Raw genomic sequence first — 13,971 nt, 5'->3', positions numbered from 1 at the left:
GGAGGCAACCGTCCGGCGATACCACTACGAGACCCACGAGCAATTGGAAGATCACCTCGCTGCCTTCCTTGATGCTTACAACTTCGCCAGACGCCTTAAGACCCTGCGTGGTCTCACACCCTATGAAGCTATCTGCAAAGCATGGGCCGACGAACCAAACCGCTTCAGGATCGATCCCATCCACTTGACCTCGGGACTGAACACCTAGCCCCAAGAGCGCCGCAGAGCGTTTGGGGGTCGGGTACGTGCATTTTGGTTCGTTCTTTTTCCTGTCAGGCGGTCGGTCGTCTCGCGCTGCGATGGCCTTGGCACTCTGCGCCCTGACCAGCGCAATCGCGTTGCCGACCGGCTCGGCACAAGCGCAAAGCTACACCTGGGGCGGCACGGGCAGCTCGACGAGCACCGATGTCTACGAACTCCCGACCAACTGGTCGACCACGTCGGCCGGCGCGCCGCCGATCCTCCCGAACCAGTCAGCCATTTTCGATTCATCGGGATCGGCGACGGTCACCATCGGGCCGGGCTTGATGCTGCCGGGGTCCTGGACCTTCACCGCCAATTCGCAATCCTACACGATCAATGGCAACCCGGTTGGCTTCAGCCTGTCCGGGCCGACCGGCGGCCTGATCAACCAGGCCAACAACGGCCAGACCATCACGATCAACGCCAGCCTCACCGACGGCATTGGCGGTCCGGCGATGGTGCAGCAGCTCGGCAACAGCACGCTGGTGCTCGCGGGCACCAATGCCTACTCCGGCGGCACGCTGATCTCGGCCGGTACCGTGCAGGTGACGAATGCGGATTCGGTCGGCACCGGCACCATCACGCTCAATGGCGGCACGTTCCAGATGCAGTCGCCGACGGTTTCGAGCGTCGCCTTCGCCAACAACATCGCGGTCAATGCGGCCGGCGGCACGGTCGATGCGAACGGCGCCCAGGTCAATCTCCAGGGCGTGATCGCCGACGGCGTCGGCGCCGGGGTTCTGCGCCTGATCGACTCGTCGGCGTCCGCGTTCTCCAACGTGCAGCTCTCCGGCGCCAACACCTATTCCGGCGGCACGCTGGTGGTCGATACGACCGTTGTCGTCAGCAACAACAGTTCGGTCGGGTCAGGCACCGTCACGCTCGACAATGCCTCGTTTCAGGCTGACGGCCTCAGCAACCTGACTTTCAGCAACAACTTCAAGATCAATACGTCGGCCATCGGCAGCGCGATCGACGCCAATGGCGTGACGCTCACGATCGCCGGCAACATCGCCGACGGCAACGGCCCCGGCAAGCTAACGGTGCTGGATAATTCAGGCGGCCTCGGCCGCGTCGTGCTGCTCGGCACCAACACCTACACCGGCGGCACCACGATCTGCGATTGCGCGACATTGCAACTCGGCGACGCCAGCCACACCGCTTCGATCGTTGGCGAGGTCGCCGTCGACGGCAAGTTCGACATCGTCAATGCCAACACGACCGGCATCACCAAGATCGTCAACGACGGCTTCAACGGGATCGCCACCACGACGTTCTACAATTCGACGACCGCATCGACGGCGACGATCGTCAACCAGAATTTCGGCATCACGGAGTTTCGCGACAGCAGCACCGCTGGCAATGCCACCGTGAGCAACACCAATGGTGCGCTCACAGTGTTCCGCGACACCAGTTCTGCCGAGAGCGCCAGGTTCACCAACACCAACGGCGGCACTGTGGTGTTCGGCGACGCGTTTGGTCCTCCCGGCGGCTCCGACACCAGCACCGCCGCCAAGGCCGTGATCGACAACTCCAACGGCGGCGCCGCGGTGTTTCTGGGCCACACCAATGCAGGGCAGGCCACCATCACCAACGGCACCAATGGCGGCTCGACGCAGTTTTTCGAGTCCTCATCTGCTGCTTCCGCAACCATCGTCACGCTCGCGGGCGGTCAGGTCGCCTTTTTCCAGAACAGCACGGCGGCAAACGCCAGCTTCGACAACAGCGGCGTGCTCTATTTCGGATCTGTCGGCTTCAACCCGGTGGAGGCGCCGACCGCGGCCAACGCGACGATCGTCAATCGGGCTGGCGGCGTTCTCCAGTTCGATGCCTATGCCACCGCGGGCAATGCGACCATCGACAACCAGGCCGGCAGCCAACACATCTTCACGGCGTTCGCTACCGCGGGCGACGCCACCATTACCACCGAAGCCGGCAGCACCATCAAGTTCTTCAACAACGCGACCGGCGGCAACGCACAGTTCATCACCAACGGCACCGGACTGGTCGATTTCTCGCTCAGCACGGGGCTGAACGGCGACGGGCGCATCACCGCGGGTTCGATCGCAGGCTCCGGCTTCTATTATGTCGGCTCAGGCAACACCCTCGCCGTTGGCAGCAATAATCTCTCGACGACGCTCAGCGGCGTGCTTGCCGACTTCGATCCGTTGAACCCATTCCATATCTGTGGCTGCTTCGGCGGCGGCCGCACCGGTCCCGCCAATTTCGAGAAGATCGGCAGCGGCACGCTGACCCTGTCGGGCACCAATACCTACACCGGCACCACGACGGTCAACGGCGGCATTCTTCAGGTCGACGGCTCGATCGCCTCGTCGAGCCTCACCACGGTGAATGCCGGTGGCGCGCTGTCCGGCATCGGCACCGTCGGCAACACGACGATTGCAAGCGGCGGCATCCTGATGCCCGGCAACGCGACACCAGGCACATTCCTGAACGTGGCGGGCAATCTCGCCTTCCAGTCGGGGGCACTGTACCTCGTCGGGCTCAATTCGACGGCGTCCACCTTGGCCAAGGTGAGCGGCAGTGCGACGCTGGCCGGATCGGTCGGCGTCAGCGTCGCCGCCGGCAGTACGATTGCCAAGCAATACACCATCCTGTCGGCGGCTGGCGGCCGCAACGGCACGTTCGCCGGTATCGATTCAACCGGGCTGCCGTCGAACCTCGTCGCGACGCTCGGCTATGACGCGAGCAACACCTATCTGAACTTCACGCTCGATTACGGCGCGAAGTCGAAGCTGAACGTCAATCAGCAGAACGTCGCCGCCACACTGCAGAACTTCTTCAACGCCAATGGCGGTATCAACGCGGTGTTCGCCGGGCTGTCGCCGGCCGGCTTGACGCAGGCCTCGGGCGAGGGCGCGACCGGTTCGCAGCAGGCGACGTTCAACGCGATGGGCCTGTTCCTCGGTCTGCTGACCGATCCGTTCGTCGCCGGGCGTGATGGTGGGTTTGGCGGCGGCGCGGGGGCGACGCCGTTCGCCGAGAAGAGCATGCCGCTCGCCTATGCGGCGCGCCAGAGCGAGCCGCGCGATGCGCTGGCCGCGATCTACACCAAGGCGCCGCCGCGGCTGGTCGATTTCGATCAGCGCTGGAGCGTATGGGCGGCGGGCTATGGCGGCTCGCAGACCACCAGCGGCAATGCGGTGCTGGGCTCGAACAACACCAGCAGCAGCCTCTATGGCACCGCGGTTGGCGCCGACTACCGCTTCTCGCCGAACACCATTGCCGGCTTTGCGCTCGCCGGCGGCGCGAGCAGCTTCAGCGTCAACGGTCTCGGCTGGGGCCGCTCTGATCTGTTCCAGGCCGGTGCGTTCGTTCGCCACAGCGTCGGCGCCGCGTACCTGAGCGCGGCGCTCGCCTATGGCTGGCAGGATGTCACCACCGACCGCATCGTCACCGCGGCCGGCGCCGATCACCTGCGAGCCAACTTCAATGCCAATGCCTGGTCGGGCCGGCTCGAGGGCGGCTATCGCACTGCCACGCCGTGGGTCGGGCTGACGCCTTACGCGGCGGCACAGTTCACGAGCTTCGAGCTGCCGGCCTATGCGGAGAGCGTCGTTTCCGGCGGCGGCACCTTCGCGCTGAATTATGCCACGAAGAGCGTCACCGACGTCAGGAGCGAACTCGGCCTGCGCGCCGACAAGTCGTTCGCGGTCGACGGCGGCATCGTGACGCTGCGCGGCCGCGTCGCCTGGGCGCATGACTTCAATCCGGACCGCACCGTTGGTGCGGTGTTCCAGACGCTGCCCGGCGCGGCCTTCGTGGTCAACGGCGCGGCGCAGGCCAGCGACTCGGCGCTGACCACGGCCTCCGCCGAGCTGAAGTGGCGCAACGGCTGGTCGGCGGCTGCGACCTTCGAGGGCGAATTCTCCAACGTGACACAGTCTTACGCCGGCAAGGGCGTTATGCGCTATACGTGGTGACCCTCCGTGCTATAGCCTCCTGCGGCGAAAGCTTGTCCCGGACTTGATCCGCGACAGCATTTCGCGGGACGAAATACGCATCAAAATGAGTGGGACAAAACCCACGCGGGAGGGAATATGCGCGCAGCGATCTTCAGGAACGGCGAGATTGTCGTCGACCGGGTGCCCGAGCCGAAGCCCGGCGCCGGCCAGGTGCTGGTCAAATCGCTCGCCTGCGGCATCTGCGGTTCCGATCTGCACGCACGCAAGCATGCCCACCGCATGGTGGAGCTGAGCAAGTTCCTGCCCGGTCGCACGCCGATGGATCTGTCGCGCGACGTCGTGTTCGGCCATGAGTTCTGCTGCGAGGTCCTCGACTACGGCCCGAACACGACGCGCAAGCTGAAGCCCGGGACGAAAGTGTGCTCGCTGCCGGCGCTGCTGACGCCGGAGGGCCCGAAGGGCATCGGCTATTCCAACGATTATCTCGGCGGCTATGCCGAGCAGATGCTGCTCAGCGAGCCGCTGCTGCTCGAAGTGCCGAACGGGCTTGCGGCCGAGCACGCCGCGCTCACCGAACCGCTTGCGGTCGGCGTGCATGCGGTGGCGATGGCCAACATCCAGGGCGGCGAGGTGCCGTTGGTGATCGGCTGCGGACCGGTCGGGCTGGCGGTGATCGCGGCGCTGAAGATCAGGGGGCTCGGACCGATCGTTGCTGCGGATTATTCGCCGGCGCGGCGACAGCTCGCCGAGAAGATGGGCGCCGATGTGGTGGTCGATCCCGCCAGGACGCAGCCCTATGCGAGCTGGGCCGAGCACGCCCAGATGACCGACGCAGAGAAGGCGGCGCGTCCGCCGATGCAGGCGCTGCTGCCGCCGTTGAAGCCCGCGCTGATCTTCGAATGCGTCGGCGTGCCCGGCGTGCTGCAGCAGGTGTTCGAGGGCGCCCCGCGCAGCGCCCGTGTCGTCGTGGTCGGCGTCTGCATGGAGACCGACAAGTCCGAGCCGATGCTCGGCATCATCAAGGAGCTCAACGTCCAATATGTGCTCGGCTACACGCCGGAGGAGTTTGCCTACTCGCTGCGCCTGATCGCGGAAGGCCAGGTCGACGCCGCCTCGCTGGTCACTGGCCGCGTCGGCATCGACGGTGTCGCGCAGGCGTTTGCCGATCTCGCGAATCCCGAGGCGCACACCAAGATCCTGGTCGAGCCGTGGCGCTGATTTGGCGTTGAACGCGGCGGTAAACTGACGGCGAGGGGCGCGGTTTGCATTTCGTGACGCCGAACCTATAGTTCGCTGTCTCGTATCGCACTGACAGCACGCACTCCATGCGAATTTCGATCATCACGGGAGGCGGCTCCGGCATCGGCGCCGCCGTCGCGCGCCGGCTCGCCGGCCCCGCTCAATCCCTGATGCTGCACGGACAGGGCGTCGAGGCCGCCGGCCTCGCGCGGCTGAATTCGGTCGCGGAGGAATGCCGCAGCAAGGGCGCGAAGGTCGAGGTGAGCACCGGCGATCTCGCCAAAGCCGGCGCCGGCACCGCGCTGGTCGCGGCAACGCGGGCCGCGTTCGGGCCGATCGACAGCATCGTGCACGCCGCAGGATTTGCCGACCGGCGCGAGTTCGCCAACCTGCCGCGCGCGGCGCTGGAGCGCGCCTTCGCGGTGATGGCGGCGGCCTTCCATGAAATCGCGGCGGCGGCGCTGTCCGACCTCACGCGCAGCGCGCACGGCCGGGTCGTTGCGGTGTCGAGCTTCGGGCCGCATCGCTTCGTGCCCGGCGCCACCTATCCGGGATCGGCCGCCGCGAAGGCCGCGCTCGAGGTGCTGGTGAAGTCGCTCGCGATCGAGCTCGCCGCGTCAGGCGCCACCGCCAATGCCGTGATGCCTGGCTACACCCGCAAGGATCCCGGCCTGTTCGGCGCGCTGGATACCGCGACCTGGGAGCGCGTCGCAAAGGCCAATCCGATGCAGCGGCTGGCCGAGGCCGACGAGGTCGCGGCCGTCGTCGCCTTCCTGCTGTCGCCGGAAGCAAGCCACGTCACTGGCGCGACGCTGCCGGTCGATGGCGGCCTGACCTTGATGTGACGCCATGAGCGAGGGCGAACCAACAGAGCAGGTCGATGTTGCGGTGCTCGGTGCCGGCATGGTCGGCGTCTCGGCGGGCCTCGCCGCGCAACAGCGCGGGCTCTCCGTCGTCGTCGTCGATCGCCGCGAGCCCGGCAGCGAAACCTCCTACGGCAATGCCGGCATCATCTCCTCGGGCTCGATCCTGCCGCTCAATACGCCGTCGCTGCTGAAGAACCTGCCGAAATATCTGACCAACGCGCATCCGGCGCTGCGCTGGAACATTGCGTGGGCGCTCGCCAATACCGGCTGGGTGATCCGCTTCCTCGCGGCGGCAACGCCGTCGCAGACCAAACCGCGCGCCGCCGCGCTGCATGGCCTGATCGGGACCTCGCTGAAGCTGCATCGCGACTGGATCGTGCAGGCCGGCGCCGGCCATCGCATCCGCGAAACCGGCTGGCTCAAGGCCTGGCGCAGCGACGGGCTCGCCGCCGCCCAGGCCGAGCAGGCAGCGCTCGCCGAGTTCGGCATCAGGAGCGAGGTGCTCGATCGTCAGGCGATCTCCGCGCTCGAGCCCAACATCATCCCTGCCTATAGCGTCGGCCTGCTGCACACGCAGACGGCATCGGTCGATTCACCTGGAGCTGTGGTCAAGGCCTACGCGCAGATGCTCGCCGCTGGCGGCGGCACGATCAGGCAATCCGGGATCCGGCGGATCGAGCCGCACGGCGACGGCTGGCGCGTGCAGCTCGCCGACGGCGAGATCGCTGCGCGCCATGTCGTGGTCGCGCTCGGGCCGTGGTCGGCCGAACTGCTGCGGCCGCTCGGCTACCGCGTGCCGCTGGCGTTCGAGCGCGGTTATCACCAGCATTTCGTGCCGAACCCGGCACGCAAATTGCTGCGGCCAATCCATGATGCTGAGGGCGGCTTTCTGATGACGCCGATGGAGCAGGGCGTTCGCGTCACCAGCGGCGTCGAGCTCACCGCGCGCGACGCGCCGTCGAATTTTTCGCAGCTCGAGGCGGTGGTGCCGATGGCGCGCAGCGTGGTCGAATTTGGCGATGCGGTCGGCGAGCGCTGGCGCGGCGCGCGGCCGACGCTGCCCGACAGCCTGCCGATGATCGGCGAGGCGCCGCGACATCGCGGGCTCTGGCTCGCCTTCGGCAACCAGCATATCGGCTTCACCACCGGCCCCGGAACGGGCGCCGCAATTGCGGCGATGATCGCGGGCGATGCGCCGCCGTTCGAGGTGAAGGCATTTTCGCCCGCCCGGTATATCGCGTGACTCGCGCGAGGCCGCCTGCAATGTTTGGCGATCAAGCGCGCGGCAACCGAGGGGCAGGATGAACTACGTCTGGGATTTCGGCATCCTTGCCAAGTACAGCCATCTGTTCTGGCTCGGGCTCGGCTGGACCATCGCCTACACCATCGGCACCATCATCCTCGGGACCTTGATCGGCCTGATCGTCGGCATGCTGCGGCTGCGGCGCATTCCGGTGATCGACTGGCTCCTGATCGCCTATATCGAGACATTCCGCTGCACGCCGCTGCTGGTGCAGATCATCTGGTTCTACTATGCGTTTCCGGTGGTGATCGGCGTCAACATCCCGGCGCATGTCGCAGCCGTCAGCGTGCTCTCGCTCTATGGCGGCGCATTCTATGCCGAGATCGTGCGCGGCTCGATCGAGAGCGTGCCGGTCGGGCAGTGGGACGCCGCGAAGGCGCTCGGCTTCCGCGGCTGGCGCCTGATGCGGCTCGTGATCCTGCCGCAGGCGCTGAAGCCGATGATGGCGCCCTATGTCAACCAGTCGGTCACGCAGCTCAAGAACACCTCGCTGGTCTCGATCATCGCGGTACCCGATCTCGTCTACAACGCGACCTTGATCAACGCCGACACCTACCGGCCGCTCGAGGTCTACACCATCGTGGCGCTGATCTATTTCGCGATCCTGTTCCCGTCGACGCTGGTGGCCAGGCGGTTGGAGCGCGGGCTAACCTACGACAAGGTGTGAGTTGCTTGACCTCTCCCGCTTGCAGGGGAGGGTCGGATCGCATCGTTAGATGCGATCCGGTAGGGAGCTCGCTCCATACATAGGGCGTCGCTTGTGGCGACACCCCCACCCCGGCCCTCCCCCGCAAGCGTAGGGCAATCGCATATGGCCGTTTGAGGTAATCGGAGTTCCCACAAACTCGTCATGCCCGGGCTTGTCCCGGGCATCCACGTCTTCGTTTCCACGCGAAGAACAGACGTGGATGGCCGGGACAAGCCCGGCCATGACGGCGCGGAAGAATCGGTTTATGCGATTGCCCTGCCCGCAAGCAGGAGAGGGAGATCACTGCCGTCTCGGCAATCGCCTCAAATACTCAACTCCACCGGCACATCCTCGGGCTTGACACCGGCGAGGCCGAGGCCCTCCACGAACCATTCGCGCATCTGGCCGATGCCGCGGTTGTAGTCGATCCACACCGACAGAAAATCGCGCCAGCGCTTGTCGGCTTCGCGCCGCACCGCCGTGCCGCTCGCGATCGTCACCGACGGCGAGGCCAGGATCTTGTAGGTGCCGAGGTTCGGGTTCTTGGCGATCGCGGTCAGCCCGAGCACCAGCGCGTTGACCACGCAATCGACGCGGCCCGACGACATTTCCAGCATCACCTCATCGCGCGACTTCAGCGACTTGATGGTGGCGTTCGGCGCAAAGCGGCGCGCCACCGCCTCGTTGGCCGAGCCGACGTCGACCGCGATCTTGACCTCGGGCTTGTTGATGTCGGCCCAGGTCTTGGCTTCCAGCCCCTTCCTCAGCATCGCGCCGAACGGATGCGGGAACACCAGATTAGTGAAATCGACCACCAGCGCGCGCTGCGGCGTCGGGTTGAGCGCGAAGCCGAGGTCGATCTTGTTGGCCTGCAGATCAAGGATTGAATTGCCGTAGGTCGACTCGACATATTCCAGCTTGACGTCGAGCAGTTTGGCCAGATCGTTGGCCATCTCGATCGAGAAGCCGGACCAGGTGCCCGAGGCGAGGTCCTTGTTGAAATAGGGCAGCTCGCCCGGCAGCACCGCGATCCGCAGCACCTTGTTGGCCCGGATGCGATCCAGCGTGTTGTCGGCTGGCGTCTGCGCCGAGGCCGGCGTTGCCATCGCGGCCGCGAGCGCCGCGCCGCTGCCTATCCCGAGCGCATAGCGCAGCGCGTCACGGCGATCTTCGGAGATTTTGATGTCGTCGGATTGAGTCAAGCGGGCCTCCCTGCACCAGATCGGGGGAAGCCTAGCGTCGGTATCCGGTGCCAGCAAGTGCGCGCGCCTGCACCATTGGTAGGCAAGGCGAGGGCGCGGTCGCCTACGTGCCGGACTTCACCTCTCCCGCTTGTGGGGGAGGTCGAATAAGCCGCGAACCGCGCCCTTAGGGGTTAGCAACGATAGGTCATGTTCGCCCCTGTGACCGAAGAAAAGAAAACGGCGGGGAAGCTCAGTTCGGCTACCCAATCGAGCACTTGGTTGTCTGTCTGGGTTTCTGGACTTGAAAGGTGTGGAAATTGAAAAAGCACCGTCCCGTGAATGTCCAAAAGAACGAGACGATCGATAACCCAAACATCACCGTCGTCGGTCGAGAAAAATTTTGCCAGCAATTCTGCTGTTCCGTCAGAACGAAGCCTGAGAGTGGGGCCGTTGTTCAGGGTGCCGTTCAAGAAGCCGGACAGCTTGCAATCGCCGTAACGAATGGGCGCGCTCCAACTGAGGTCAAGGGTTTGGATAGCATGTGTCGCAACACCCTTATAGCTTTCTGGCTGGTCGGTCGCCGAGCTTTTGCTTTCAAGATGTTCTTTCAACATAGCGTACGCCTCCTTCTAGCCCGCGAATTGCGAGCAACCTCTGGTTTAGAGGGAGGGCGCAAAAGGACCAGTGAGCTGCCTCACAATCTATTATCGCGATTTAGTGATCCTCCCCCGTAAGCGTAGGGCAATCGCATATGGCCGTTTGAGGCGATCGGAGTTCCCACAAACTCGTCATGCCCGGGCTTGTCCCGGGCATCCACGTCTTCGTTTCCACGCGAAGAAAAGACGTGGATGGCCGGGACAAGCCCGGCCATGACGGCGCGGAAGAATCGGTTCATTCCATATGCGATTGCCCTGCCCGTAAGCGGGGGAGGACAGAGCGTGCGCGCGCCCAGAATCAATATCGTCCGGGCACGTACATCTCCTGCGGGATCGGGCCGCGGTGATAGTCCGGGTTGCGCACCCGCGGCGGCAGCACCACCGGCTGGTGGGTGACCGCCTGATAGGGGATCTGGCTCAAGAGATGCGAGATGCAGTTGAGCCGGGCGCGCTTCTTGTCGACGGCGTCGACGATCCACCATGGCGAGTCGGGCAGGTGGGTGCGTTCCAGCATCGTTTCCTTGGCCTTGGTGTAGAGCTCCCAGCGGGTCCGCGCCTCGACGTCCATCGGGCTCAGCTTCCACTGCTTCAGCGGATCCTGGATCCGCATCGAGAAGCGGAACGCCTGTTCTTCGTCGGTGATCGAGAACCAGTATTTCAGGAGGACGGTGCCGGAGCGGATCAGCATGCGCTCGAATTCCGGCACCGAGTTGAAGAATTCCTCGTACTGCTCGTCGCTGCAGAACCCCATCACCTTCTCGACGCCGGCGCGGTTGTACCAGCTGCGGTCGAACAGCACGATCTCGCCGCCGGCCGGCAGATGCGAGACATAGCGCTGGAAGTACCATTGCGTGCGCTCGCGCTCGTTGGGCGCCGGCAGCGCCGCGATCCGGCAGACCCGCGGGTTGAGCCGCTGGGTGATGCGCTTGATCACGCCGCCCTTGCCGGCGGAATCGCGGCCCTCGAACAGCACGACGACCTTCTTCTTCTCGTGCTGCACCCAGTCCTGCAGCTTGACCAGCTCGCCCTGCAGCCGCAGCAATTCGCGGAAATAGAACTTGCGGTCGATCGACGGCCTGCCGGCGGCGCCGTCATGGTCGAGCTCGTCGAGCCTCATGTCGTCGAGCTCGAGCTCGAGTTCCTCGTCGAGGCTGTCGGCCATCTCCTGATGGATGCGGGCGCGCAAGGCTTCGGCTTCATCCCGGGAGGCTTCGTCGGTGAGGGCGGAGGTCGTCATGAAGGTCCGTCTTTCAGTGTGTTAGATGGATCGGACGGCAGCATTGACGGGCGATGTTACCCCTCTATGACAATGCCGTGACCGCTGTTTCACGCCGCCGGGCGGACTGTGCTAACAAGCCGACAAAACCAAAAAGGGAGATGTGCCGATGATTTCGCTCACGCCAAAAGACGTCCTGCCGGAGGACGGCACCGCTGGCACGCTGGTCGGGCGGGTCTGGTTGCCGCAGGCCGGCGGGCCGGCCGTCGTCGCGGTGCGGGCAGACGGCGTGTTCGACGTCACGGCGCGGTTCCCGACGGTGAGCGCGCTCTGCGAGGAAAGCGATCCCGCGGCCGCGCTGCGCGCCACGCGCGGCGAGCGGATCGGCGATTTCGAGGCGATCCTTGCCAACACCCCGCCCGACGGCCGCGACAAGGCCACGCCGCATCTGCTGGCGCCGGTCGATCTCCAGGTGCTGAAGGCCGCCGGCGTCACCTTCGCGATCTCGATGCTGGAGCGCGTGATCGAGGAGCGGGCGCGCGGCAATCCGTCCTCGGCGGACGCGATCCGCAAGGAGGTGGTGCGCCTGGTCGGCGACGATCTCTCCAAGCTGAAGCCCGGCTCCGAGCAGGCGATGAAACTGAAGCAGGTGCTGATAGATCAGAATGCCTGGAGCCAGTATCTCGAGGTCGGCATCGGTCCCGACGCCGAAGTGTTCACCAAGGCGCCGACGCTGTCCTCGGTCGGATCAGGCATGGATGCCGGGCTGCATCCGAAGTCGACCTGGAATAATCCGGAGCCGGAGGTCGTGCTGATCGTCTCCGCCGCCGGCAAGATCGTCGGCGCCGCGCTCGGTAACGACGTCAATCTGCGCGACTTCGAGGGGCGCTCGGCGCTGTTGCTGTCGAAGGCCAAGGACAACAACGCGTCCTGCGCGATCGGCCCGCTGCTCCGGCTGTTCGACCAGACCTTCTCGCTCGACGATGTCAGGAAGATGGATGTCGGCCTGACCGTGACTGGCGCAGACGGCTTCGTGCTCGAGGGCCATTCCTCGATCAGCAAGATCAGCCGCGACCCGACCGATCTGGTCGCCCAGACCATCGGCCCCGTGCATCAATATCCTGATGGATTTGCGCTGTTCCTCGGCACGATGTTCGCGCCGGTCAAGGATCGCGATGCCAAGGGCGAGGGCTTTACCCACAAGCGCGACGACATCGTGACCATCGCCGCGCCGCAGCTCGGCAAGCTGGTCAACCGGATGCGCAATAGCGACGAATGCGAGCCCTGGACCTTCGGCGTCGGTGCGCTGATGAAGAACCTCGCACAGCGCAAGGTGCTGTGAGGATCAGGACGGGACGGCGAGTCCACTACCTCGACCACTTCGTCGGCCGTGTGCGGCCTGTCGCGTGGCGGCAGGTCGGCGCTGAGTTGCGCCCGCAATCCGGTGACGTTCAGCCGCCTCTCGCAGCGCGTTGAACGACGATGATGGTGACTGTGCCGAAGCGTCGGCATTGTCGAACATGTTCAGAAACCTGCGCGGCAGATCGACCGTGTGGCGCAACTTAAGCGCGCTAAAACACGCGGAATTTGCCGCTTTTTCCTAGCTTTATGTGAACCAGTTCATCCTCGTTCGCGCCGGTCCGCTCCAGCATGTTGGCTCGACGCGAACAGAAGGAGTCGCGGACATGAGCGAGCAGCCATCAAACGGAATGCCGGATTGGCTCACCACCGATATGCTGGTCATTGCCGTCTCACTGGCCATCATCGTGATTGGGATATGGATCGCGCCGTAGCCTGGTTGTCGCGGCGAGGCCGTCCAGCCGGCCAGAGCGCCAGCGCCAATCACTGAGTTGCCCGACGGCGCAAGCCCCTTTTGCAAAACGGAACGAGATGCAAAACTCGGACGATTCATGTCCCGAGAATGCGAAGGTATGCTCACTGACAGCGCAACACACTCAGTGTCGTCCCTGCGAACAGGGACCCATAACCCCAAATGCAAATTGTTAAGCGATGCTGCAACGACGAGTCCCTCTCACAACAACTGCTGCGGCGTATGGGTCCCGGCCGCCGTGCGCAATTGCGCACTAGGCCGGGACGACACTGTGGGGTTGGTGTCATTCGATTGACCAACCAACGCCCTCACACCGGCAACGCTGTCGAATACTTCACCTGGCTCAGCGCAAAGCTCGACTCGATGGAGGCGATGCCGTCGAGCCGGGTCAGCTTGTTCTTCAGGAATGCCTCATAGGAGGAAAGGTCGGCGGCGACGACGCGCAGCAGATAGTCGCGGTTGCCGGTCATCAGGTAGCATTCGAGCACCTCGTCCCATTTCGAGATCGCGCGCGCGAAGCGGTTGAGGTCCTCCTCCTTCTGGCGTGCCAGCTTGATCGAGATGAAGACGGAGACGTGCAGCCCGATCGACTTCTGGTCGACGGTTGCGATGTAGCGAGAGATCACGCCGCGCTCCTCGAGCAGCTTGACCCGGCGGTGGCAAGGCGACACCGACAGCCCGACCTTGTCGGCGAGTTCCTGCATGGTCATGCGGCTGTCGGTCTGGAGCAGACTCAGGATCTTGCGGTCGATGGCATCGAGGGCAGGCATTGGGATGAACTCGTCAGTTGAAGTCGGATCGTGGGAATTTATCCCAATT

Annotated in this window: 10 protein-coding genes and 1 pseudogene; 7 read left to right on the top strand and 4 right to left on the bottom strand. The window is 64.7% G+C overall.

What is annotated here, in order from left to right; all coding sequences use genetic code 11:
- The 6 genes and pseudogenes from I6F38_RS14310 to I6F38_RS14285 form a co-directional block, all read left to right on the top strand.
- Positions 1-208, top strand: a pseudogene (locus tag I6F38_RS14310) (IS481 family transposase); the annotation flags it as partial.
- 91 nt (positions 209-299) lie between these two features.
- On the top strand, positions 300-4,187 hold the full coding sequence (locus I6F38_RS14305; RefSeq protein WP_225160787.1) for an autotransporter outer membrane beta-barrel domain-containing protein: 3,888 nt from the start codon (positions 300-302) through the stop codon (positions 4,185-4,187).
- Between the two features lie 117 nt (positions 4,188-4,304).
- Positions 4,305-5,387 (top strand): zinc-binding dehydrogenase, encoded by a 1,083-nt coding sequence (locus I6F38_RS14300; RefSeq protein ID WP_225160786.1) that lies wholly within the window; start codon positions 4,305-4,307, stop codon positions 5,385-5,387.
- Positions 5,388-5,494: 107 nt separating this feature from the next.
- The gene (locus tag I6F38_RS14295; protein ID WP_225160785.1) at positions 5,495-6,253 is read left to right on the top strand and encodes an SDR family oxidoreductase; all 759 of its coding nucleotides are present in this window, start codon (positions 5,495-5,497) and stop codon (positions 6,251-6,253) included.
- A gap of 4 nt (positions 6,254-6,257) precedes the next feature.
- On the top strand, positions 6,258-7,517 hold the full coding sequence (locus tag I6F38_RS14290) for an FAD-dependent oxidoreductase (RefSeq protein WP_225160784.1): 1,260 nt from the start codon (positions 6,258-6,260) through the stop codon (positions 7,515-7,517).
- A 58-nt stretch (positions 7,518-7,575) separates the two neighbouring features.
- On the top strand, positions 7,576-8,244 hold the full coding sequence (locus tag I6F38_RS14285) for an amino acid ABC transporter permease (RefSeq protein WP_074128493.1): 669 nt from the start codon (positions 7,576-7,578) through the stop codon (positions 8,242-8,244).
- 344 nt (positions 8,245-8,588) lie between these two features.
- Here I6F38_RS14285 and I6F38_RS14280 read toward each other — a convergent pair whose 3' ends face one another.
- The 3 genes from I6F38_RS14280 to ppk2 all read right to left on the bottom strand — a co-directional run bounded on the left by I6F38_RS14280 (position 8,589) and on the right by ppk2 (position 11,342).
- Positions 8,589-9,467, bottom strand: coding sequence for a transporter substrate-binding domain-containing protein (locus I6F38_RS14280; protein WP_225160783.1), 879 nt, complete (start codon positions 9,465-9,467; stop codon positions 8,589-8,591).
- A gap of 173 nt (positions 9,468-9,640) precedes the next feature.
- Positions 9,641-10,063 (bottom strand): DUF6294 family protein, encoded by a 423-nt coding sequence (locus I6F38_RS14275; protein ID WP_028331873.1) that lies wholly within the window; start codon positions 10,061-10,063, stop codon positions 9,641-9,643.
- Between the two features lie 340 nt (positions 10,064-10,403).
- Positions 10,404-11,342, bottom strand: coding sequence for a polyphosphate kinase 2 (gene ppk2, locus I6F38_RS14270; protein ID WP_225160782.1), 939 nt, complete (start codon positions 11,340-11,342; stop codon positions 10,404-10,406).
- 148 nt (positions 11,343-11,490) lie between these two features.
- Here ppk2 and I6F38_RS14265 point away from each other — a divergent pair, with 148 nt between their 5' ends.
- On the top strand, positions 11,491-12,663 hold the full coding sequence (locus I6F38_RS14265) for a fumarylacetoacetate hydrolase family protein (protein WP_225160781.1): 1,173 nt from the start codon (positions 11,491-11,493) through the stop codon (positions 12,661-12,663).
- Positions 12,664-13,460: 797 nt separating this feature from the next.
- On the opposite strand, the gene I6F38_RS14260 is transcribed toward I6F38_RS14265, so the two are convergent.
- On the bottom strand, positions 13,461-13,922 hold the full coding sequence (locus I6F38_RS14260; protein WP_016841346.1) for an Lrp/AsnC family transcriptional regulator: 462 nt from the start codon (positions 13,920-13,922) through the stop codon (positions 13,461-13,463).
- Positions 13,923-13,971 lie beyond the last annotated feature (49 nt).

The sequence above is a fragment of the Bradyrhizobium sp. BRP56 genome (genome assembly GCF_020194035.1).
In the GTDB taxonomy this organism is placed as follows: Bacteria; Pseudomonadota; Alphaproteobacteria; order Rhizobiales; family Xanthobacteraceae; genus Bradyrhizobium; species Bradyrhizobium australafricanum.
The sequence above is the reverse complement of the archived record's forward strand: the minus strand, read 5'-3'. Positions and strand labels throughout refer to the sequence as shown.